Origin of the sequence: Rudanella lutea DSM 19387, from assembly GCF_000383955.1 — a bacterium.
In the GTDB taxonomy this organism is placed as follows: Bacteria; Bacteroidota; Bacteroidia; order Cytophagales; family Spirosomataceae; genus Rudanella; species Rudanella lutea.
Map to the genome: position 1 here is coordinate 2,576,877 of NZ_KB913013.1, position 24,480 is coordinate 2,601,356.

At 54.7% G+C, this 24,480-nt stretch carries 10 protein-coding genes; 8 read left to right on the forward strand and 2 right to left on the reverse strand.

Annotated features, from left to right (window positions below):
- The first annotated feature begins 251 nt into the window (after positions 1 to 251).
- The 4 genes from secA to RUDLU_RS0110670 all read left to right on the forward strand — a co-directional run bounded on the left by secA (position 252) and on the right by RUDLU_RS0110670 (position 7,135).
- Positions 252 to 3,656, forward strand: a complete 3,405-nt coding sequence (gene secA, locus RUDLU_RS0110655; protein ID WP_019988367.1) for a preprotein translocase subunit SecA — start codon at positions 252 to 254, stop codon at positions 3,654 to 3,656.
- A 175-nt stretch (positions 3,657 to 3,831) separates the two neighbouring features.
- On the forward strand, positions 3,832 to 4,926 hold the full coding sequence (locus RUDLU_RS0110660) for a hypothetical protein (RefSeq protein ID WP_019988368.1): 1,095 nt from the start codon (positions 3,832 to 3,834) through the stop codon (positions 4,924 to 4,926).
- Positions 4,910 to 6,046 carry a glycosyltransferase gene (locus RUDLU_RS0110665; protein WP_019988369.1) on the forward strand — a complete coding sequence of 379 codons (1,137 nt, stop codon included), beginning with the start codon at positions 4,910 to 4,912 and terminating at the stop codon, positions 6,044 to 6,046. The genes RUDLU_RS0110660 and RUDLU_RS0110665 overlap by 17 nt, the downstream gene beginning before the upstream one ends.
- A 150-nt stretch (positions 6,047 to 6,196) precedes the next feature.
- Complete coding sequence (locus RUDLU_RS0110670; protein ID WP_019988370.1) at positions 6,197 to 7,135, forward strand: 3-oxoacyl-ACP synthase III family protein; 939 nt, start codon at positions 6,197 to 6,199, stop codon at positions 7,133 to 7,135.
- 139 nt (positions 7,136 to 7,274) lie between these two features.
- On the opposite strand, the gene RUDLU_RS0110675 is transcribed toward RUDLU_RS0110670, so the two are convergent.
- Both RUDLU_RS0110675 and RUDLU_RS0110680 read right to left on the reverse strand, forming a co-directional pair.
- The gene (locus tag RUDLU_RS0110675) at positions 7,275 to 9,239 is read right to left on the reverse strand and encodes a M1 family metallopeptidase (protein WP_019988371.1); all 1,965 of its coding nucleotides are present in this window, start codon (positions 9,237 to 9,239) and stop codon (positions 7,275 to 7,277) included.
- 164 nt (positions 9,240 to 9,403) lie between these two features.
- Positions 9,404 to 12,391: an FAD-binding and (Fe-S)-binding domain-containing protein gene (locus RUDLU_RS0110680; protein WP_019988372.1), complete on the reverse strand. Its 2,988-nt coding sequence runs from the start codon at positions 12,389 to 12,391 to the stop codon at positions 9,404 to 9,406.
- A gap of 495 nt (positions 12,392 to 12,886) precedes the next feature.
- Here RUDLU_RS0110680 and RUDLU_RS0110685 point away from each other — a divergent pair, with 495 nt between their 5' ends.
- The 4 genes from RUDLU_RS0110685 (at position 12,887) to RUDLU_RS0110700 (ending at position 24,474) form a co-directional block, all read left to right on the forward strand.
- Positions 12,887 to 15,970 (forward strand): SusC/RagA family TonB-linked outer membrane protein, encoded by a 3,084-nt coding sequence (locus RUDLU_RS0110685; RefSeq protein ID WP_027302952.1) that lies wholly within the window; start codon positions 12,887 to 12,889, stop codon positions 15,968 to 15,970.
- A gap of 126 nt (positions 15,971 to 16,096) precedes the next feature.
- Complete coding sequence (locus tag RUDLU_RS0110690; RefSeq protein ID WP_019988374.1) at positions 16,097 to 17,650, forward strand: RagB/SusD family nutrient uptake outer membrane protein; 1,554 nt, start codon at positions 16,097 to 16,099, stop codon at positions 17,648 to 17,650.
- 132 nt (positions 17,651 to 17,782) lie between these two features.
- Complete coding sequence (locus tag RUDLU_RS27300) at positions 17,783 to 21,028, forward strand: VCBS repeat-containing protein (RefSeq protein ID WP_044129412.1); 3,246 nt, start codon at positions 17,783 to 17,785, stop codon at positions 21,026 to 21,028.
- A gap of 5 nt (positions 21,029 to 21,033) precedes the next feature.
- Positions 21,034 to 24,474: a VCBS repeat-containing protein gene (locus RUDLU_RS0110700; protein ID WP_019988376.1), complete on the forward strand. Its 3,441-nt coding sequence runs from the start codon at positions 21,034 to 21,036 to the stop codon at positions 24,472 to 24,474.
- Positions 24,475 to 24,480: the final 6 nt, after the last annotated feature.

Here is a 24,480-nt window from a genome sequence, read left to right on the forward strand (position 1 = left end):
ATCCTATTCTCTAGATCCAATAGGCAGAGAACGCCGTATTGTCACCTCAGCGGCTCTCCTCACAAATCCTGTCACGTTCTCTGCCAAATCGGGTAAAAAGACGATACGGAGCGGTTCTTGCAGTACCCGTCTAATAAACTAATTTTGTAGAAAATTACGTCAGGAGGCAAATACCGGACCCCAATCGTTTGTTTTGTTGTTACAGGCTAGCCGATGTAGACCAGCATACCTCTGACTTTTGATCCAACGAAATGATTAATCTCATCACCAAGGGCATTACCAAATTTTTCGGCACCAAGTCGCAGCGGGACATTAAAGAACTGCTGCCCTACGTCGAGAAAGTGAACGCTGAGTTTGCCCGATTGAAAGACCTTTCCAACGACGAACTCCGTCAGCTGACCGCCGAACTGAAGGCGCACATTGCTCAGGAGTTGCAGCCGATTGACAATCAGCTCGATGGCCTGCGGGGGCAGATTAATGACCAACCCGACATGGACGTCAACGCTAAAGAGCGGATCTTTAACCAAATCGATAAGCTCGAAACCGACCGGAATAAAGAACTGGAACGGGTACTCCTCGATATTCTACCGCAGGCCTTTGCCGTGGTGAAAGAAACCGCCCGGCGCTTTGCCCAGAACGAACAACTTGAAGTGACCGCTACCGAGTACGACCGGGAGCTGTCGTTCCGGAAAAGTAACGTGCAGATCGTGGGCGACAAAGCCTACTGGGCCAACACCTGGGATGCCGCCGGTACCCGCATTAAGTGGGACATGGTGCATTACGATGTGCAGATTATAGGCGGGGTTGTACTGCATCAGGGTAAAATTGCCGAAATGGCAACAGGTGAAGGTAAAACCCTTGTTTCGACCTTCCCGGCGTTTCTGAATGCCCTGAGCGGGCGCGGGGTGCATATCGTTACCGTAAACGACTACTTGGCCAAGCGCGACTCCGAATGGAACGGGCCACTCTTCGAATTCCACGGGTTGCGCGTTGATTGCATCGACAAGCATCAGCCTAACTCCGAAGCCCGGAAAAACGCTTACCTCGCTGACCTGACGTACGGAACCAACAACGAATTTGGCTTCGATTACCTGCGCGACAACATGGCGCGCGGTATTGATGAGCTCGTGCAGCGCAAGCACCATTTCGCGATGGTCGATGAGGTCGACTCGGTCCTGATCGACGACGCCCGGACTCCGTTGATTATTTCGGGCCCGGTACCCCGTGGCGACGAGCAGGATTACATTGAACTGAAGCCGCGCGTATCGCGTGTGGTAGAAGCTCAGAAGAAGCTGGTGTACGACCTGCTCAACGAAGCCAAAAAGAAAATTGCCGCTGGCGACGATAAAGAAGGCGGTTTGGCCTTGTTCCGGGCGTACCGGGGTCTGCCCAAACATAAGCCACTCATCAAATACCTGAGCGAGACGGGCGTAAAGCAGATTCTGCAAAAGACCGAATCGATCTATCTGGCCGAAAACCAGAAACTGATGCCCGAGGCCGATGCTCCGCTTTATTTCACCATTGATGAGCGGCACAACAACATCGACCTGACCGAAAAAGGCATCGACTACATCACCGGCTCGGGCGAAGACCCCAACTTCTTTATCCTGCCCGACCTGTCGATCGACCTCAATGAAGTCGAGAAAGATGGCGAGCTGAGCGATCAGGAGAAGATTCTGCACAAAGAGGCCATCATTCGGGATTACTCGGTCAAAACGCAGCGGATCAATACCGTAAATCAGCTGCTGAAAGCCTACACCCTGTTTGAACGTGACACGGAATACGTGATCATGGACGGCAAGGTAAAAATTGTGGACGAGCAGACAGGCCGGATCATGGAAGGTCGCCGGTGGTCGGATGGTTTGCATCAGGCTGTTGAAGCCAAAGAGGGTGTGAAGGTAGAAGATGCCACCCAAACCTACGCCACAATCACCCTCCAGAATTACTTCCGGATGTACCACAAATTGGGTGGTATGACGGGTACGGCCGAAACGGAAGCCTCTGAATTCTGGCAGATTTACAAACTCGACGTAGTGGCTATCCCAACCAACCGGGCCATTAGCCGCAAAGACGAGGAAGATAAAGTGTACCGTTCGGTGCGGGAGAAGTACAACGCTGTGGTTGATGAGATCAACGATCTCGTACAGAAAGGACGCCCGGTACTCGTGGGTACTACGTCGGTCGAGAACTCCGAGTTGCTCAGCCGCCTGCTCACGCTCCGCAAAATTCCGCATCAGGTTCTGAACGCGAAGTATCACCAACGCGAGGCCGAAATTGTGGCCGAAGCGGGTAAGCCGGGTACCGTAACCATTGCCACGAACATGGCCGGCCGGGGTACCGACATCAAACTTACGCCTGAGTCGAAAGCAGCGGGCGGGTTGGCCATCATCGGTACGGAGCGGCACGAGTCGCGCCGGGTCGATCGGCAGTTGCGCGGCCGGGCGGGTCGTCAGGGCGATCCGGGTACGTCGCAGTTTTTTGTCTCGCTCGAAGATAGCCTGATGCGTCTGTTCGGTTCCGACCGGATTGCCCGCGTGATGGACCGGATGGGTCTCGAAGAAGGCGAAGTGATTCAGCACTCGATGATTACCAAGTCGATAGAGCGCGCCCAGAAGAAAGTCGAGGAAAACAACTTCGGTATTCGGAAGCGGCTGCTTGAGTACGACGACGTGATGAACTACCAGCGGGAGGCTATCTACAAACGTCGGCGCAATGCCCTCTTCGGCGACCGTCTGTCGCTCGATATTGCCAACATCATGTACGACGTTTGCGAAGACATCGTGACCAATGCCGAAGGCAATTTCGATGAGGTGCAGCTTCAAATGCTCACGTCACTCGGCGTGACAACCGGCCTCAGCCGCGACGAGTTTGTGAAACTGAAGAAAGCCGATCAGGTTCGGCGGCTGTACGAGGAAGCCGAGACCCATTATGCCGATAAAAACAGTGCCATTGCCGAAAAGGCGTTGCCCGTACTGACGCAGGTACTCGAGCATCAGGGCCATCAGATCCGTAACATCGTGGTGCCGTTCTCGGATGGTCTGCACGAGTTGCAGGTAGTAGCCGACTTACGCGAGGCCGTTGCTTCGGGTGGGCGACTGCTCACGACCGAGATGGAAAAAGCCGTGTCGCTGTCGATTATCGATCAAGAGTGGAAAGAGCACCTGCGCGAGATGGACGATCTGAAACAGTCCGTTCAGAACGCCGTTTTCGAGCAGAAAGACCCCTTGCTTGTCTACAAATTTGAATCGGTCGAACTGTTCAAACGATTCCTGAGCAAGGTCAACTTCGATACGATCAGCTTCCTGACACGGGCCGACATTCCGGCGCAGGACCCGCAGGAGATTGAGCAGGAGGTACGGCAGGCCCCTGAGCAACGCTATCCGGAGCCTCAGCCCGAGCTGTACACCAACATGGATGATTTCGACGACGACCATCTGGCAACGGGCCCCGAAGAGTACGCCCGTCGCATGGCCCAGAATGAAGCCATGGGTGCAGGTGCGCCACCCATGCCCCGGCAGATGCCGACGCGTGTGAACAAGGTTGATCGCAACGCCCGCGTAAACGTTCAGTATGCCGACGGCTCTGTGAAGCGTGACGTAAAATATAAGACGGTTGAAAACGACATCATGACCGGACGGGCCATGCTGATTGACTAACAAGCGTTTTTCAAACCCTTGCAGGTTTTAGAAACCTGCAAGGTCTATTGCTTTAACAACCTTCCGAAACCGGGCAGATTTCCAGAATCTGCCCGGTTTCTTTGCTTCTGAACCAATGCGGACACACTACCTGTTTTAGCGTTAGTAAGCCGGGCTTACTTCGCACAGCCAGACAATGAACAACCGCCTTGGGGTGATTACAACCCTCTCTATCAGTTTGTTTGCCTTGTTTTTCTCGGCACGGCCGTCGGGCGATATCCTTACCCTTCAGCCAGAATCACTCGGGTTTACACCGGCTACCTACTACATAGCTACCGTAACCGACGCCCGCCCAACCCCCGGTTTCGGGCGGTGGTTTACGGCCGCGGGACAACCCGCTACGAGTGTCGATTTGCCGGGTGGCACGGCAGCCGGGATCGGGCAGTTTATCCGACAAAATCTGAAACAAAACAAAAGCACGCGAGCAGTGGCCATGCGGCTCCGTGAATGTAAAGTAGTAGAAACCGCTCAGGGTAACCGAATCAGCGGTACCCTCAACTTTGCCGTTACGTTTGAACTTCTGCGCAACGCCGACGGGGAAGCCATTCCGGTTAAGCTGAATGAGTTCAGAACGAAGGGGCAATACACGCGCCCGGCCAGTCAGACGCAGGTCGTAGAGCAGAGCCTGCGCCAAAGTGTAGTGGCCTCGCTCCGGGCTTTTGATGCATACATTAAAAAGGAAGGTCTCTCAGATAGTCGATTGGCAACCCGAATCAATCTGGTGCTTCAGGATTACGTACGCAACCGCGACAACGACACGGTGTTTTACAGTCTGGACCGGCCGCTAACCTGGGCCGATTTTCAGGCCCCACCCCGTACGGCAAGCCGGTACGCGGCCGAAATTAACCCCAACTTTGCCTACGAGGGCCGCAGCAAAGTTGTCAACGGGACTGTGGAGCTTACCCTGACCATGAAAACGTTTATGCTCAAAAGCAGCTCATGGGTAAAACCCCCGGCCCTGAATGCCTATAGCCTGAACCACGAGCAACGGCACTTCGACATTGCGCGGATCATTACGGAGCGGTTCAAAAGCAAGCTCCACCCGGATAGCCTGAGCATTGAAGACTACAACAGTAACATTCAGTACCAGTTTCTGGAATCGTACCGCGAAATGAGCCGCTTGCAGGAGTTGTACGACAGCGAAACCAACCACGGCCTGAACGTAGCGGCTCAGGAGCGCTGGAATGCCCGCATCGATGCTGACCTGAAAATGTATGGCATCAAAAAGTAAGGAGCCTGCTCCCGCACGGGTTCTTTGCGTAAGTCCGGCCCACCCGCCGGGCGATCCGCGGATTCTGAAAACAATCGAAACACTGGCCGACGTCTACGACGTGCATAGCCTGTTGCCCTGGCGCACACGTACATCGGCCGGTGTGTTGCCTACCCACCCAAGGTTACTGGTTCGGGGGCTCTTGGTTCATCCGGTTGTTTGCTGGTATCTGCTGCGCTTACGACCCCGGATTTTGCACATTTTCATGCCCGAACTGTTGCCAGTGGCACTCCTGTTTCGGTGCTTTGGCGGGCGGGTCGTTTACGAAGTTCAGGAAAATCTCCGGCTGAAATTTGGGCGGAAACCCCGCAATAATCATCCGGCATTGCAAGTCTTATTCAACGGATTCGACCGGTTGGCCCGGCGGTACTGCTCGTTTGTGTTTACGGAAGATAGCTACCTGACCGAGTACACCTCGTTACGGCTTCCGTATGCTATTGTGCACAACTTTCCGGAACGGAGCCTTGCTACCCAAACAACCCAACCGCTAACCGGCTTACCCGCTATGGAGTTAGCTTTATCACCTCAAACGATCCATCTGGGCTATCTGGGCCTGATTACCCTCGACCGGGGGCTCGACACCATGCTGGCGGTGGTAGCCCACTTAAAGCAGAACGGATTGACCGTAAATCTTCACCTGTTTGGGCGAATGGCCGTTGATAAGGCTACGCTTCACGCCCTCCCCTACTACAATGACGTTGCTGCGGAGCTGATTGTTTACGGCCATGTACCCCAGTCGGTAGCCTTCCCGATACTTCAACAATGCACGGCCGGGTTGGCGCTGCTCAAGCCCCTTGGCGACTATCCCGGCTCCTATCCGTCCAAACTTTTTGAGTACATGAGCCTGGGGCTTCCCGTGATCACGTCTAACTTCCCTTTGTACCGGTCCGTTGTTGAGCGACACGAGTGCGGCTTTTGTGTTGATCCGACCGATATTGGGACTATTTGCGCACACATCCAACGGCTTGTTTCGAACCCTGGTGAGGCCAATCAGCTAGGTCTAAATGGACAACGGGCCGCATACGATCACTATAGTTGGTCTACAGAAGCCAAAAAATTACTGGAATTGTACAAATTATAGACTTTTAATAAGATACCATAGTATTCTTTTAGCAAAAAGTGATATGTTCCCTTAGAAACACTTAACTTTCGGATTCAATGGCTGGTTAAGCTATTTGGGGATTAAAAGTCACCAACGGCTTAGTACCAGATACGTTTAGTTTTGGACAGGATGTATATTCATGCAGTTAGTCATTACCTGCCCACGCAGGTAGTTGGTAACGAACATTTTACTCAACTCAACGGTCTATCGAACGAATGGATTATTGAGCGAACGGGTATAGCCGAACGGCGCAAGGCAGCCCCCGGCGAAAACACCAACACGATGTCGGTTGAGGCCGTGACCCGCCTTCAAGAGCAGGCCGACCTCTCAGATGTGGATCTGATTGTGGGTGCTACCTATACCCCACACGACACCATCGCCACGCTGGCCCACGTGGTACAGCATCACCTGGGTATTGCCGACATACCGGTCGTTTCGATTTCATCGGCCTGCTCGTCGCTGCTGAATGCCATCGAGATTGTGGAGGGGTATTTCGCCCTCAACAAGGCCAAGCGAGCGTTGGTCGTGGTATCGGAACACAATACAGCTTACAACAATGATCAGGATAAAGTATCGGGGCACTTATGGGGCGACGGCGCATCGGCCCTGCTGATTACGAAAGAACGTGGGGCCGAAGGGGATTTCGAGGTACTGAGCCTCCTAACGGGCGGAGCAGCCCATACCGGCAAAGCGACCGAAGCCGTGGTACTGAAACCGCTGGAACAAGGCGTGATTATGCCCAACGGACGCGACGTGTTTATCAATGCCTGTACGTACATGCCCAAAGCAAGCCAACAGGCGCTGGAGCGGTGTGGTCTTACGATCGATCAGGTTGATTATGTACTGCCTCATCAGGCCAACTTACGTATATCACGCAACGTGATGAATACGCTCGGGCTTCCCGAAGAGAAACTCCTCTCCAACATTCAGCGGCTGGGTAATACCGGTTGTGCGGGCTGCGCTATTGCCCTCTCCGAAAACTGGTCGATGTTCCAGCCGGGGCAGCATATTGTGGTTACCGTATTTGGCGGTGGCTACTCGTACGGAGCCATGGTGATTCGGAAATAAGGAAGAAAATAAAGCAGAGATGACATCTCCCGAAACAAGATGTCATCTCCAAAAGGAAAAAGGAGACGGAAAAAAGGTGGGAAGCTGCCTTGTTGCCCTTCTCCTTTTCCTTTTTCCCGTCTGCTTTCACCCCGTTCTACTACTGCGCGTCGGGCTTCCAGGTGTTGTTGCGTGGATTTACGTCGGGTAGCTTCTCATCGGGGTCGATGACTACCGAACGCAGGTTAGCGGTTGTTGGCGCTTTAAAGGTCCAGGTGCCGCCCCGTTGCCAAATCTCAACGGGCAGGTTTACCCGCGTCTTCTTACCGGTGGTTTCGGTTAGCTCGATGGTGGCAGGCATGGCCATTTTCTCCATGTTCTCGATGGTGATATACGAGCCCCGCTGCGGGTTGTTGTCGATATAACGCACTTCCCGCACAGCCTGGTCAAGTTTCCAGGTTTCGTAAAAATACCCCCGCCAGAACCAGCCAAGGTCTTCACCGGCAGCATCTTCCATCGTCCGAAAGAAGTCGTAAGGCGTTGGGTGTTTAAAGGCCCAACGGTTTACATACGTCTTGAACGCGTAATCGAACCGTTCGGGGCCAAGGACCACATCACGCAGCAACTTCAGTCCCATACCGGGTTTGTAGTACGCCAGAATACCCAGATTCCGGCTCTGCTGCACATCCGGGATACTCATGATGGGCTCGGTAGGGCCAAACAACGCCGGAGCAATGTCGTGCATGGTTCCTCGCTCGCGGTTGTACTCGCCATTGTTGAAGTTGGCCGTCGACAGCAGGTTGATAAACGTGTTGAAACCCTCGTCCATCCAGGCAAACTTGCGCTCATTGTTACCCACAATCATCGGGAACCAGTTGTGCCCAAATTCGTGGTCGGTAACGCCCCAAAGTGCGTCTTTTTTATCGCGGTGATCGCAGAACACAATGCCGGGGTACTCCATGCCTCCTACTACACCCGCTACGTTGGTGGCTACGGGGTAGCTATACTCGTAAATGTATTTGGAGTAAAACTCAATGCAGCCTTTCACATATTCGGTAGAGCGGCCCCACGAGTCGTTGGTGGCACTTTCGGCGGGGTAGGCCGACATGGCAAGGGCGGTTTTACCGCTGGGCAGGTTGATCCGGGCGGCATCCCAGACAAACGCCCGCGAGGTAGCAAACGCCACATCACGGCTATTGAGGCAACGGAAACGCCACGTCAGTTGGCCCGACTGCTTCGGTCGTGAATTAGGGTTGGTTACCTCCTCTTTGGTACGCAACATCACCGTTTTATCACTCTGCCGGGCCTGAGCCATTCGGCGGATCTGCTCTTTGGTCAGCACCTCATCGGGGTTGATAAGCTCGCCTGATCCCACCACAATATGATCCCAGGGCACGGTAACAGCGTATTCAAAATCGCCGTACTCCAGGTAAAACTCGCCCGCTCCGAGGTAGGGCAGCACGTTCCAGCCTTCCACATCATCGAATACACACATGCGCGGATACCACTGCGCAATTTCATAGATGATCCCGTCTTTGCGTTTGAGCTGTCCCATTCGGTCGGAGCCGTATTCGGGCACTTTAAAGGCATACGACAGCCGGATTTTAATAGCATCGGCACCGGGTTTCAGAGCCTCGGCCAACCGCACCTGTAGGCGGGTATCAGTGATGGAATACGGTACGGGAGCCGCCTTCCCTTTTCCCTGATCGACCGTGACCGACGTAATGGTCATGCCGCCGTTAAAATCCAGGTTACCAAACCGACCGCCGGTAACGGGTGTGGTTTTGGCGGCCCGTGAGGTATCGCTAAACGCGTTCTGATCGAGTTGAAGCCACAAAAAAGGGAGGCTCTCAGGCGAGTTATTTTTGTACGTAATCTCTACCTCACCCGTCAGCAAATCCTGCTTTTCATCGAGGGTAACGCTGATCCTGTAATCAGCGCGATTTTGCCAGTAACGGGGTCCGGGAGCTCCACTGCTGGACCGAAAATCGTTGCCCGGCTGCATGTTAAAGAGCGGGTGGAATAATTCCTTCGGGTCGTACTTCGAGGTACTTGTTGATGAGGTGGACTGAGCCAGCACTTGCCCGGCTAAAAGGCAGGCTGCCACCAGAAGTTTGTTCTTCATTGATTGATTGTTAGGCCGTAGGCAGAAACGTGTATTACGTCTTTGTAATCAAATAATTCACCGCTTTAAACTCAGAGCGACCGGCACAGACCCTCCGCCCAAACGGTAAACCCAAAACCACAAACCATAAACTACTTAACGAATACAGGTTGAGGTTTAGTCATCTATCGCAGGGCTTCGTACAGAATTTCGGCCGGGTGCTGGGCTGTGCGGCCAGTACCGTCGTGAATCTGATGCCGGCAAGAGGTACCAGCCGCAGCAATGAGCACATCGGCCGGTTGCTGCCGAACCGTCGGTAACAGCACCAACTCGCCAATCTGCATCGAAATGTCATAGTGCTCTTTCTCGTACCCAAACGAGCCTGCCATACCACAACAACCCGAAGGAATCAGCTGTACCGAATAATTCTGAGGTAACGACAGCATTTTTTTGCTCGGTACCAACGACGATACCGCCTTTTGCTGACAATGCCCGTGCAGCTTGATCAGGCGGGTATCGGTTGTAAACTGCTCCGACCGGATTCGTTTGGCGTCGATTTCACGGGCCATAAACTCCTCAAACGTGAGCGCCTGCTTAGCCAATCGGCGGGCATCGGCAGCCAGTTCCTCACCCACCAAGTCGGGATATTCGTCGCGGAAGGTCAGAATAGCCGAGGGTTCAATACCCACCAGCGGGGTTTCGTCGCTTACCAGCCCGGCCAGTGCCCGCACGTTGGTCTCGGCCATGTTGCGGGCCATCTTCAACAAACCTTTTGAGAGGGCTGCCCGGCCGCTTTCGCCATGCTGGGGCATTATCACCTCATACCCCAGCCGTTCGAGCAGTTGAATGGCTTTCTGCCCAATCTGAACATCGTTGAAGTTGGTAAACTCGTCGCAAAAGAAGTAGAGCTTACGGCCATTTGATGGCCCGCGATGTACGTGCCGCGACGAGCTACCGAACCACTTGCGCAACGTTTGTTTGCTCAGTAAAGGCATCGACCGGTCGGGGTGGAACCCAACGAGTCCGTTGGCTATCCGCCGGAGCGCCGGTGTACCCAATACCCCATTCCAGGCCCAGGGTACGTAGCTTGCCAGCCCCGCCAACCGGGTAAAATTGGCCACCAGCCGCGACCGCACCGGCACACCGTTGGCATCGTAATAATGTTGCAAAAATTCGGCTTTCAGCTTGGCCACGTCGACATTCGAGGGGCATTCCGACTTACAGCCTTTGCACGACAGACAGAGGTCATACACCTCCTTGATCTCGTGATGGTCGAAACGGTTCTCTTTAGGCGAGCGGGTGAGCATCTCACGCAGGATGTTGGCCCGGGCGCGGGTTGTATCTTTTTCATTACGGGTAGCCATGTAGCTGGGGCACATGGTTCCGCCCGAAAGGTGCGTTTTGCGACAATCGCCCGACCCATTGCACTGTTCGGCATGTTGCAGAACATCCTGATCCTTGTACCGAAAATAGGTCTGAAAAGCCGGCGTTTGCTGACCAGCTTCGTACCGCAGAAACGTATCCATCGGGGGCGTTTCTACAATTTTGCCGGGGTTGAAAATACCTTCAGGGTCCCAGGTATGCTTCAGTTGCCGCATCAGCTCGTAATTGTGCGGCCCCACCATTTTCGGGATAAACTCACCCCGCAGGCGGCCATCCCCATGTTCACCCGAGAGCGAACCATCATACTTTTTCACCAGAGCGGCAATTTCTTCGGCAATCATCCGAAACTGCCGGTGCCCTTCGGCCGTTTTCAGGTTGATAATCGGGCGCAGGTGCAGCTCACCCGAGCCGGCATGTGCATAGTGCACCGAGGTCATGCCGTGCTTTTTCAGAATATCATTGAAGTCGCGGATGTAGTCGGGCTGATCATGCACGTCCACGGCTGTATCTTCAATCACGGCTACCGCCTTCTCGTCGCCCGGCAGGTTGCCCAGCAAACCCAGCCCGGCCTTGCGGAGTGTCCAGATTTTCTTGCTGTCATCCCCAAACAGCAGCGGAAAGTGATAGCCCATCCCGGCGGCCCGCATTTCGGCTTCCATCTGGGCGGCCAGTTGGGCCACCTCCTCGCGGGTGTCGCGCGATAAGTCAACAACCAGAATAATCGGGAAAGCCCCTGCTTCGCTGCTACCGGGAGTAGCTTCGTTTTCGGCGGGTACCGCTACGGGCCGACGCTGCACAAAAAAGCTGTTGTTGCGCTGCTCGGCATTGGTGTTGGCCCGCTCCAGAATAATATCATCGATTACCTCTACGGCATACGGCCGGTATTTCAAGGCAACCAGCGTAGCGCGCAGGGCCTCGTCGATCGACTGGCAGTGCACAGCCACCAAACCCGACTCTTTGGGCGGTAGCGGTACCAGGTTAAGTTTGATTTCGGTCAGGAAACAGAGCGTTCCTTCCGAGCCAGCAATGAGTTTGCAGAAGTTGAACGGTTCACCGTCGGGGGTAAACGGTGCACAATCGAGCAACATATCCAGGGCATAGCCAGTGTTGCGTCGTTCGATACTGCGCTTTGGGAAGTTCCGGCGAATCTCGGCCTGATTGGCCGAATCCGACAGCATAGTGTTTGTTTGGAGGTAAATCTTGTCTAACAGCGAGGCCGACCCATTTTTTCCGGCTGCCTGCTGTACGCGCTCACTAAACTGAGCAGACTCGGTGGCCGAAAACTCCACCTCCGAACCGTCGGCCAGAATGGCCTTTACCGATAGTAAATGCTCCCGTGCCGATCCATACACGACCGAGTTGGAGCCGCAGGAATTATTGCCCACCATCCCGCCAATCATAGCCCGGTTGGCCGTTGAGGTCTCAGGGCCGTAAAACAGACCGTAGGGCTTTAGCAAGAGGTTCAGTTCATCGCGAACTACCCCCGGCTGCACGCGTACCCAACGCTCGGCCGGGTTAATCTCCAGAATCTGGTTGAAATGCTTCGATACGTCGACTACAACACCGTTGCCAACCACCTGCCCCGCCAGTGATGTACCGGCCGTACGTGGAATGAGTGACAGCTTGTTAGAGCGAGCGTATTCGATGAGCCGGTGCAAATCAGCAATGGTTTTAGGCATTGCCACGGCGGCTGGCTTCTCCCGGTAAGCCGAAGCATCTGTTGCGTATACTATACGAATGGTATCATCGTCGAAAAACTCGCCGTCGAGCTGCGGTCGCATATAAGCCATTGGAGTAGGAATGTACTACGAAAAGAGACCTCTTTTTCGTAAAAAATGCACCCCAAAATTAACATTTTTTTAGATATGGAAGCTCTCAAATTCAGACCTATCGGGACTACAAATAATTATATTCTACGGCCTTTTTTATAAGGCTAAGTAATTGTGAATGACTACAAAATTCTCGAAATTATATAACTATAGTGCAAAAACCTTTGTCACGACTATTTTACAAACTAATACCATTTTAACCTACTCTTACTGCATTTTAGCAGGCACTCATTTGTATTTTAAGAATCACAGATTGTAATTTGCTTAATGGTTTGCCGGTAATGTTCTACTCCATCAGGCAAAGATGCTAAGTTACCTCAAGATCAGTTGGCCACGTGCTACTACTCAAAGGATGGTAATTATGACATTTACTTGCCTGTTTTACCGTGAGTGGTTAATTATTTCCTTCGCAAGCCACAAAACGCCCAACTATTTTTCAAACTTTTTCAAAAACCTATGATGGACAAATCCTACACAAGAAGCCAGTTTGTTGGCAACGTAGGTCAGGTTGGCAACCGCCAACTCCAGTCGTCTGGACGCACCACATGGCTTAGTTTTATAGCCATGCTGACGCTAATGGTTCTGGTAACCGTACAGTCAGCCTGGGCTCAGGGCCAAACCGTTTCGGGTAAGGTAACCGCCAGCAGCGTGGGGATCCCCGGCGTAACGGTACAGGTTAAAGGTGAGTCGCGGGGAACCACGACCGATGCCGACGGTAACTACCGTCTGAACAATGTGGGTGGCAACGCTACCCTGATTTTTAGCTCGATTGGTTACACCTCACAGGAAGTAGCTGTTGGTAACCGCACTACCGTTGACGTACAGTTGGCCGAAGACAACAAAACGCTGAGCGAAGTTGTCGTGATTGGTTACGGTACGCAAAAGGTGAAAGATGCAACCGGTTCAGTAGTTGCACTCGGCTCGAAAGACTTCAACAAAGGGGTGATTGCATCGCCTGAGCAACTCCTCCAGGGCCGGGCGGCTGGTATCCAGATTACGCCTGCCAGTGGTGAGCCAGGTGCAGGTATCAACATTCGTATCCGTGGTACGGCTTCGCTGCGGTCTAACAACAACCCTCTGTTCGTTGTTGACGGCGTGCCTCTCGACGGTGGCGATGTGTCGAACGGTGACCGGAACTTCGGTACGGGCCGTCAGCCTGCGCGTAACCCGCTGAACTTCCTGAACCCCGACGACATCGAGAACATCTCAGTTCTGAAAGATGCGTCGGCTGCCGCTATCTACGGTGCCCGGGGTGCCAACGGGGTTGTTTTGATCACGACCCGGAAAGGCAAGGCAGGCGCTCAGACCCTGAACATCTCGGCTAACACGAGTATCTCAAGCGTACTGCGCAAGTATGACCTGCTCAATGCCAGCGAGTATCCTGACGCTGTTCGCCGGGCGGGTGGCGACCCCACTACCCCATCTGTAAATGGTGGTGCCAGCACCGATTGGCAGGACGCTATTCTGCGCACGGGTGTATCGCAAAACTACAACATCAGCTACGGTGGTGGTAACGACAACACGCGCTACCAGATGTCGCTGGGTTACTCCGATCAGCAAGGTGTTATTAAGAAAGCCGCGCTGCGTCGTTTGACTGGCCGGATCAATGCTTCACACGAGCTGTTCAACGATAAGGTGGTTCTTGACCTGTCGATGACTACGTCGGGCCTGACCGACGTTCTGGTACCTAACGGTGACAACGCTGGTTTCCAGGGTAACCTGATCACGGCGGCTATCCAGGCTAACCCAACGTATCCAATTCGTGATGCGCAGGGCCGTTTCTTCAACCCGGATGGCTACAACAGCGCCGGCCGCCCGAACGGTAACACGTTCCGTAACCCGGTATCTCTGCTTGAGATGATCGACGATCAGCAGAAAACCGTTCGTACGCTCGCCAGCCTGGGTGCAACCTGGAAGATTACCGAAGGGTTGTCGTACAAGATGAACTTTGGTCTGGACAACGCCCGGGCCGAACGTCGGGGTAACATCCTCCGTAACATTCCTGGCTTCGACATTACGGACAACGCCGGATCAGCATTCATCCAGAACCGGACTCGTCAGTCACGTCTGATCGAGCATACGCTGTCGTACAACAAGAAACTGGGTATTGGTACCATAGACGCCGTTGCCGGTTTCTCGTACCAGAAGTTTGAAAACCTGGGTAGCTTCGTAGCCGCCAGCCGCTTCATTCCTGAGGCCGATCTGCTGTTCCCCTACACCAACAACCTGGGTGGTGCCAACAACCTGGGTACGAACAAAGCGTACGAAGGTGGTTCGGACCGGGATCAGAGCGAGCTTCAGTCATACTTCGGTCGGGTGAACTACAACATCCAGGACAAGTACCTCCTGACGGCTACTGTACGGGTTGACGGTTCTTCGAAATTCGGTGTTAACAACAAGTACGGTACGTTCCCTGCATTCGCAGCCGCCTGGAAAGTGTCGCAGGAAGAGTTTGCTAAAAACCTGGGTGTAGACATCAAGGTTCGTGGTAACTGGGGTATCACCGGTAACCAGGAGTTCCCATCTACGCTGACTCGTAACCGCTTCGCGTTTGTAAACAGTGGTTCAGGGGTTGCCCGCGATATTACGCCGAACGACAACCTGCGCTGGGAGCAAACCATGCAGTATGGTGCGGGTGTTGACCTTGGTTTCTTCGGCGGTCGTCTGTCAGCTACGGTTGACTACTTCAACCGGAACACCAAAGACCTATTGTTTGAAGCCCTTTACGCTGCGCCGGCACCGGCTCGTGCCCGCTGGATCAACCTGCCTGCCAACGTAATCAACAGCGGTTTGGAAGTGGCTGTTAACTACGACATCTTGCCACAGAGCAAACTGCGCTGGGACGTATCGGCCAACGCTACCTTCCTGCGCAACCGCGTATCGAACTTCTCAGGTCTGTACAACACGGGTGAAATCAACGGTCAGGGTCTGACAGGTGCTTTTGCTCAACGGATTGTAAACGATCTGCCGCTGTTCTCGTTCTTCATGCCAACGTTCGCAGGGTATGATAACAACGGTTTTGGTCAGTACACCGACCCCTCGCTGCAACTGGTTTATCAGGGAAGCGCCATTCCGACGTTCAACTTCGGTTTGACGAACAACTTCACGTATGGCAACTGGAGCGCCAGCATCTTCCTCAACGGGGTAACCGGTGGCTACATCTACAACAACACCGCCAACGCTGTATTTACGAAGGGTAACCTGCGTAATGGCCGTAACGTAACCCGCGAAGAAGCCAATAGCGCCGAAAACGCCCTCAACCCACCGCTGGTTTCGACCCGCTTCCTGGAGAAGAGCGATTTCGTACGTCTGTCGAACCTGACGGTAGGTTACAGCCTCCCGTTGAAGTCTACTACGTTTGCCAAGAGCATCCGCTTCTCGGTGACCGGTCAGAACCTGTTGTTGTTCACGGGCTACTCGGGTATCGACCCAGAGGTGAACGTTAGCAAGTCAATTGATGGTATTCCCTCGCTCGGTATTGACTATGGTGCTTTCCCGACGGCCCGTACCTTCACTTTTGGTGTTAGCGTAGGCTTCTAATCTGTTTGTTCATCAGAATTTGTCACCAGACAGATTTCAAGAAAAAGTATAACAATTTAGTTCAACACACAATTCTTGCTTGTACAAGGAACTGTTAACTTTTTTGTTCAAATACGACAACAAAAAATGAAAACCTCCAACTTGACTCTTGTCATTGCAGCTACCTTGGCGTTTACTGCTGTAGGCTGTACGGACCTGGAAGATAAAGTAATTGGTCAGCCTGTTGACGTTACACAACGTCCGGGCGCTCAGGTCGATCTGACCAGTTTGCTCAGTGGTGTGTACGGTCAGCTGAATGGCCTGGCCGACCAGGCAAACACCTACGCCATGGGTGAGCACTCATCGGATGAGATGATGGGACCAACCCGTGGTACTGACTGGGACGACTTTGGTACCTGGCGTCGTTTGCACCAGCACACCTGGGACGCTACCCACAACCAGGTTGTAGCTACCTGGAACACGTTGAACACGGGTGTTTTCCGGGCAACGGAATTGATCGCAGCGGCCCAGAGCAACCCTTCGGTGTTGGCACAGGGCCGGTTCTTGCGGGCGTTCTTCATGTACCACATTGTAGACCTCTACGGTCAGGTACCTTTCCGTGAAGCAAACGCCAGCTTTGACACCAACCCACGGGTACTCTCGCGGGCTGAAGCCACACAGTTTATCGTTGACGATCTGACTGCGGCTATTCCAGGCCTGCCTACCACAGCCAATGCGTCGCAGACAACAGCAACACGGGCCGCCGGTCAGTTCCTGATGGCCAAAGTGATGCTGAACAAAGCGGTGTTTGTGCAGAACCCCCAGCAGCCACAGGGTCCTTACACCTTCGCTCAGGGAGATATGAACGCGGTGATTGCTAACTGTGATGCGATCATCAACTCAGGCACGTTCGCGCTGGAGCCATCAGGCCAGTATTTCGACAACTTCCACTGGGACAACACAACACTCTCACGGGAGCTGGTGTTTGCCCTGCGGAACGACAAAGGAGCTGCTCCGGCCAACGCCCGGAACCGGTTCTACATGACGCTGCACTACAACCAGAACCCATCGGGCTGGAATGGTTTTACGACTCTGGCTGATTTCTACAACAGCTTCGAAGCCAATGACCAGCGCCGGGGTGCTACCATCCCTGGTATGACCGATGTATTGGGTCTTCGGGCTGGTTTCCTCGCAGGTCAGCAGACAAACGGCGCTGGCCGTCCGCTGACCGACCGAGGTGGTGCTCCGCTGGCGTTTACGCCTGACGTAAACCTGCTGTATGCTAACGAGCGGATGGGTATCCGGGTTGTTAAATACTTCCCCGATCCAACCGACATCGATAACAGCGGTAACGACTACGTTATGTTCCGTTACGCCGACGTACTCCTGATGAAAGCTGAGGCTATCCTGCGTGGTGGTACGGCTACAGGTGGTGCTACGGTAGCCAGTCTGGTTAACCAGATTCGGGCAGCTCGGGGTGCTTCGAACCTGACGAGCGTGAACGAAGCGGCTCTGTTGGCTGAGCGTGGTCGCGAACTGTACTGGGAAGGCTGGCGCCGGAACGACATGATCCGGTTCGGTACCTTCCTGAACCCGTTCGACCAGAAGCCAACGGCTACACCCCCGCACCGCGTAGTGTACCCGATTCCGCAGCAGGCCATCGATACCAACCCGAACCTGAAGCAGAACTTCGGTTACTAAGCGTAACGAATCTGTACTCTCGCAAACAGCAGCTCGTTAAGGGCTGCTGTTTGCATTCTAACCTAACCGAGGAGGGCAAGAATCTGCCCGGTTGGCTGCACTTATCATGGGCGATAGACGTTCTAACGGGTAATGAAAAACCTATGTTTGTTGAGTGCGTTGCTCGCTTTGGGCGCCTGTTCGACGGAGACACCGTTATTTGAAAAAACTGACCCGGCACAGACCGGTATCACGTTTGCCAATCAACTACAGGAAACAGAGGGGGAAAACGTACTTGCGTTTGAGTATTTCTATAATGGGGGCGGTGTGGCCGCTGGCGATCTGAACAACGACGGCCGGGTCGACCTTGTGTTTACGGGCAATCAGGTTGGCAATAAGCTATACCTCAACCAGACCGAACCCGGCTCCAATCAACTGGCGTTTTCAGACGTAACCGACAAAGCGCGCATCGCCGGGCGGCCCGGCGGCTGGAAAACCGGCGTCACCCTCGCCGATGTAAATGCCGATGGCTGGCTCGACATCTACGTCTGCTACTCAGGACCTCGCCCCGAGGCCGAGCGGCCAAACCAGCTTTTCATCAACAATCACGACCTTACCTTTACCGAACAGGCAGCCCAATACGGACTCGACGACCGGGGCTATTCGGTACAGGCTACCTTTTTTGATTATGACCGCGACGGGGACCTCGACTGTTTCCTGATCAATCATAACCTCTCGAACTACCAACGGCAGGAGGCCGCCGTGATGCGCAATAAGCGCGACGCAAACGCGGGCGACAAACTATTCCGAAACGACGGCAGCCGCTTTGTGGATGTGTCGGAACAGGCGGGTATCCGGAGCAATCCACTCGGCTTTGGATTGAGCTGCGCCGTATCAGACCTGAACAATGACGGCTGGCCCGATATTTACGTCACCAACGACTTTGTCGAAGACGACTACTGCTACATCAATCAGGGGGCAACAGGCTCCAATGGCCCTACGTTTCGCGACGAACTCCGGGACCGGATTGCGCATACCTCGTACTCATCGATGGGCGCTGACGTGGCCGACCTGAACAACGATAACCGCCCCGATCTGATGACGCTCGACATGATGCCCGAGAGCAACGAGCGTCAGAAAACCCTACCCTGGCCCGATAACTGGAATGTGTACCAGGCTCAACTTCGCAACGGCTTCTGGCATCAGAATATGCGGAATATGCTCCAGATTCAACAGCCCAACGGCACCTTTGCCGAACTGGGCCAATTGGCGGGGGTAGCCGCTACCGACTGGAGCTGGGGTGTGTTGCTGGCCGATTACGACCTGGATGGCCTCAAAGATATATTTGTAACCAACGGGGTGCTGCGCGACTTTACTGACGCCGATTTTGTCAAATTCTCGGATGATGCCGAAGGTAAGTCGATGCCGGTGCTGGAGCAGATTAAGCAGATGCCCAGTACCCGCTCAAAAAACTACATCTTTCGTAACAACGGCGACCTGACATTCAGTAATCAGCAGCAAGCCTGGGGGTTCGATGAGCCCACCGTATCGAATGGGTGCGCCTACGCGGATCTGGACAACGATGGCGACCTCGACCTGATCACCAACAACATCAACGAACCGGCCCGCGTGTACAGCAATCATGCCCGGGAGCGCACCCAAAACCATTATCTGAGCATTCGGCTACAGGGGCCACCCCAAAATCCGTTTGGCATAGGGGCCCGCCTGTCGGTTGAGCGGGCCGGGCAAACGCAGGTGCAGGAGTATTTCCCAACGCGGGGGTTTGAATCGTGTAGCCACGATAAACTGCTGTTTGGTCTGAGCAACTCGGGTGAGCCGGTTCGGGTGACGGTGCGCTGGCCCGACGGCCGGTCGCAAACCCTCCCGGCGGTCAAGCCCGACCAAACGCTGACCCTGTCGTACACTAAAGCAGCCACGGCCCCGCAGCCCACGGCCCCAACCCAAGCGCCCCTGTTTACGGCCGGTCCGGCTGTACCCTTTACGCACCGCCCCGATTCTATCAACGCGTTCGACCGGCAGGTCTTGCTACCCATGCAGTACAGCGCCAACGGCCCACGAATAGCCACCGGCGATATCGATGGCGATGGTCAACCTGACGTGTTTGTATGCGGAAACGCACGGCAACCGGGGCAACTGTTTCGCCAATCGGGCGGCAGCTTCAAACCCGTTGCGATTTCGGGACTCGCCAGTCCGGGACTGGAGGGTAACACCAATCAGGATGCCTTGCTGGCCGACCTGAACGGCGATGGCACGCTCGACCTGTACGTGGTCAACGGCGGGTATGCCGTGCGCGAGCCCGAACGCCGGCAGGATAAGCTTTGGCTCAACCAACGGGGGCAGTTTGTACCGGCCCCGTTACCGGCCGAAACCGCCAACAGCAGTTGCGTAAAAGCACTCGATCTGGACCGCGACGGGGACCTGGATCTGGTAGTGGGCGGGTCGATTCAGCCGTACCGGTTCCCGCTATCCGACGAAACGTTTTTACTCATCAACGACGGCAAAGCCCGCTTCCGCAAGCAATCGCTGGGCGACCTGGGTCTGGTTTCTGACATTGCCGTGACCGATCTAGACCGCAATGGCTGGCCCGATCTGGTGGTGGTGGGCGAATGGATGCCGGTAACGACGCTACTCAACCAACGCGGCACGTTCGACCCGAAAGCGGCTCAACGGTACGATGACCTGACTGGCTGGTGGAACCGCCTTGAAAAGGCCGACCTCGACGGTGATGGCGACGACGACCTGATTGTGGGCAATCTGGGCCTGAACACACCCATCCGGGCGTCTAGCGAGCAGCCTGCCACCTTGGTTTACAACGATTTTGACGCCAACGGCACCATCGATTTTGTGATGAACTACGCCGTGGGCAACGGGGTGTACCCGGCTTACTCCCGCGATGAGTTGTGCGAGCAGCTGCCCGTGTTACGCCGGAAATTTACAAGCTACAAACTGTACGCAGGGGCTACCCTTGCCGATTGCTTCGACCCCGAACAACTGAAGCAGAGTGGGCAAAAACAACTCACAACGGTACAGACCCTCGTACTCGAAAACAACAACGGCAAGCTGGTACCCCATGCGCTGCCCATACTGGCGCAATCGGCACCGGTGTACGGGATTGTAGCCCACGATTTCGACCGAAACGGCAAGACCGACCTACTATTGGTGGGCAACAACAGTCAGTTTCGGTTGCGCATTGGTAAGGTCGATGCCAACCGGGGTCTGGTACTGACCAACCGGGGAAACTGGCAGTTTGCCGAACTGCCCTCGACCCAAACCGGCTTGTTTGTGCAGGGCGACGTGCGCGACGCCAAACAAGCCGGTAACCAACTCTTTATTAGCACACACGGCAAAGGAATCACCGTACTGAACAAAGGACAGTAAAACCCATGTTGACTTCATTCCCTAAATGGATTGGCGTAGTAGCCCTAACCACCCTACTGATCGGATGCGGAGGAACCGACGGGCCAACGCTGTTTGAGAGCCTGCCCGCGGGCCAAACCGGCGTCGACTTTGCCAACCGGAGCTTAGACCGCAAAAACTTTAACATCTTCAACTACCGTAACTTCTACAACGGGGGCGGAGTAGCCATTGGCGACGTGAACAACGACGGGCGACCCGACCTGTTTCTGACGTCAAACTTTGAAGATAACCAGCTCTATCTCAACAATACCCAACCCGGTACAAGCGACATCAAGTTTATAAACGCCACCAAATCGGTGGGCATCAGCGGCAAGAAATTCTGGTCGACGGGGGTAACGCTGGCCGACGTGAACGGCGACGGTTGGCTCGACATTTACGTGTGTAACTCGGGCAGTCGCGACGAGCGCGGCAATCAGCTGTACATCAATCAGGGCGTGAAAACCCCGGCCAAACCCGGCGAGGTAGCCATGCCCACCTTTGTGGAGAAAGCCGCCGAGTACGGGCTACTGGATGGGGGCTTTTCGACCCATGCGGCCTTCTTCGATTACGACCGCGACGGCGACCTCGATATGTACCTGCTCAACAACAGTTTTACCCCCATGGACCGGCTCGGTTTTGCCAACACCCGCGACATCCGCGACCGGCTGGGGGGCGATAAACTGTTCAAAAATAGGCTGGAGGAACGAAAGAAAGGAGGCAAGGAGAACGCATCGCCCGAAGCGCCCTCATCGCCCCTTTTCGTCGACGTTTCCGAGGAAGCTGGCATTTACGGTTCGCTCATTGGCTTCGGGCTGGGTATTACCATTGGCGATGTGAACAACGACCATTGGCCCGACATTTATATTTCCAACGACTTCTACGAGCGCGACTACCTGTACATCAACCAGCAGAACGGCACGTTTAAGGAAGACAGCAAGAACCAGATGGGCCACATCAGTCTGGCCTCAATGGGTGCCGATGTAGCCGACATCAACAACGACGGGAATCTGGACATCTTCGTGACCGACATGATGCCTGAAAATGATTACCGACTCAAAACCACCACGTCATTCGATAGCTACGAGCTGAACCAATTGAAAGAGTCGCGGGATTTTTACCATCAGGACTCGCGCAACATGCTGCACCTGAACAACGGCAACGGTACGTTTTCGGAGATCGGGCGCATGACGGGCACCTACGCGACCGACTGGAGCTGGGGCGCCCTGCTGTTCGACATGGACATGGACGGCCTGAAAGACGTGTTTGTCGCCAACGGGATTCTGAAAGACCTGACCGATCAGGATTTTATCGCCTTTTTGGCCGACAACCCCGACTTGCAGAGCATGATTGAGGGCACCAAAAAGTTTGATTACAAAGAGTACGTCAACAAAATGGGCTCCACGCCCCTGCCCAACTACGCGTTTCGGAATCTGGGAGCCAACGGGTTGCAGTTTGCCAACGAAGCTAAAGCCTGGGGCCTCGACACCCCCTCGTTCTCGAACGGCTCAGCCTATGGCGATCTCGACAACGACGGCGATCTCGACCTGGTGGTCAACAACAACGATGCGCCCGTTTCGATTTACAAAAACCGGGCCGTGGAGCAGTTCAAAAAGCAATTTCTGCGCGTAAAACTGGCTGGTACCGCCCGCAACCCCAACGGCATCGGCACGAAGGTCTTCCTTCATCAGCCCGGCCAAACCCAGTATCTACAGCAAATGCCCAACCGGGGTTTCCAGTCGTCGGTCGACTTGACAATGGTGTTCGGTTTAGGCGACTCCCCCGCCATTGACTCGGTGACGGTGATCTGGCCTGACAATCGGAAGCAAGTCATCCGGCAACCCAAAGCCAACACAACTCTCACCCTCGCTTACACGAATGCCGATCAAACAGCCCCCGCCGTACCGCTTCAGGTAGCGCCCCAAAAAGGCGGAAGCTGGTTTGCTGACGTAACCGAGCCAGCCCGGTTCAGCCTCGTACACCGCGAAAATGAGTTTGTCGATTACAACCGCGACGGGTTGCTGAAACAGATGCTGTCGCGCGAGGGGCCTGCCTTGGCCGTGGGCGACGTGAACGGCGATGGCCTCGACGATGTGTTTATGGGCGGGGCCGTTGATATGCCCCGTGTGCTCATGCGCCAACGACCTGACGGTACGTTTGAACCCCAAAAACAGCCTTTCCTGCTCGATGCGCTCTACTCTGAGGACGTAGCCGCGACCTTTTTCGACGCCGACGGCGACCGTGACCTGGACTTGTACGTAGCCACGGGGGGTAACGAGTTCGATGACCCCGGCCCCCTACTCGACCGACTGTACATCAACGACGGGGCCGGTAACTTTGTCTGGGACCGCCGGTTGGCCCGCACGCAGGTAGCCAACTCCTGTGTGAAAGCCGCCGACTTCGACCGCGATGGCGACCTCGATTTGTTTGTGGGCGGGCGGCAGGTACCCGGTCAGTACGGCAAAAATCCACCGCAGGTTTTGCTGGTGAACGACGGCAAAGGCAATTTCCGCAACGACGTAGCCACGCTGATCCCATTTGCCGACGAAATCGGGATGGTGAAAGACGCCGTTTGGGCCGATGTCGACAAAGACAACTTCCCCGATCTGGTGCTGGTGGGCGACTGGATGCCCATCACGATTCTGAAAAACAAAGCAGGCAAGGGCTTCGAACGCATAGAGAGCGATGTGCTGGATCAATCGGGTGGGTGGTGGAACAGCATTCAGGCTGCCGATCTCGACCGCGATGGCGACCTGGATTTTGTGGTGGGTAACCTCGGGCTTAACTCCCGACTAACGGCTACCCTCGACGAGCCCGCCCAACTCTACGGCAACGATTTTGACCGTAACGGAGCTTATGAGCAGATTATGACCTGCTACCGACCCACGCAGGACGGGGAACGCCGACCCTGCGTGATGGTGCAGAAACCCGATTTGCAGAAGCGTATCCCCTCCATTAAAACGCAGTACATTAAGCACACCGACTACGCTAACGCCAGCTTTGAAGCCATTTTCAATGCGGGCCAACGCGAAGGCATGACCGTCCGGACAGTGCATACCGGGGCTACCTCGTTGCTTATCAATGACGGTAACGGTGCGTTCCGACTACAGGCCCTGCCGCTGGAGACCCAAACCTCGCCCATCCACGCGATTCTGGTCGACGACTACAACCGCGACGGCCACCTCGACCTCCTGCTGACCGGCAACTTCTTCGATGTGCTGACCGAACTGGGCCGGTACGATGCCAACTACGGCCTGTTGTTGCTCGGCAACGGCAAGCTTCAGTTTAAGCCCACCCGACCTGAGCAAACCGGCTTTATGGTGCGCGGCCAAGTGCGTCAGATGTTGCCCGTGCGCGGGGCCAATGGCAAGCAGTTTATTGCACTGGCCAAAAACAATGACCGGGCCCAACTTATCTCCCGGCTGAAGTAAGACTCA

Bases quoted from the DNA above. Each gene is read 5' to 3' on its own strand.
- RUDLU_RS0110665 (WP_019988369.1), top strand. From the start codon at position 4,910: ATGGCATCAAAAAGTAAGGAGCCTGCTCCCGCACGGGTTCTTTGCGTA.
- RUDLU_RS0110680 (WP_019988372.1), bottom strand. From the start codon at position 12,391: ATGGCTTATATGCGACCGCAGCTCGACGGCGAGTTTTTCGACGATGAT.
- RUDLU_RS0110700 (WP_019988376.1), top strand. From the start codon at position 21,034: ATGTTGACTTCATTCCCTAAATGGATTGGCGTAGTAGCCCTAACCACC.
- RUDLU_RS0110670 (WP_019988370.1), top strand. From the start codon at position 6,197: ATGTATATTCATGCAGTTAGTCATTACCTGCCCACGCAGGTAGTTGGT.
- RUDLU_RS0110685 (WP_027302952.1), top strand. From the start codon at position 12,887: ATGATGGACAAATCCTACACAAGAAGCCAGTTTGTTGGCAACGTAGGT.
- RUDLU_RS0110675 (WP_019988371.1), bottom strand. From the start codon at position 9,239: ATGAAGAACAAACTTCTGGTGGCAGCCTGCCTTTTAGCCGGGCAAGTG.
- RUDLU_RS0110660 (WP_019988368.1), top strand. From the start codon at position 3,832: ATGAACAACCGCCTTGGGGTGATTACAACCCTCTCTATCAGTTTGTTT.
- RUDLU_RS27300 (WP_044129412.1), top strand. From the start codon at position 17,783: ATGAAAAACCTATGTTTGTTGAGTGCGTTGCTCGCTTTGGGCGCCTGT.
- secA (WP_019988367.1), top strand. From the start codon at position 252: ATGATTAATCTCATCACCAAGGGCATTACCAAATTTTTCGGCACCAAG.
- RUDLU_RS0110690 (WP_019988374.1), top strand. From the start codon at position 16,097: ATGAAAACCTCCAACTTGACTCTTGTCATTGCAGCTACCTTGGCGTTT.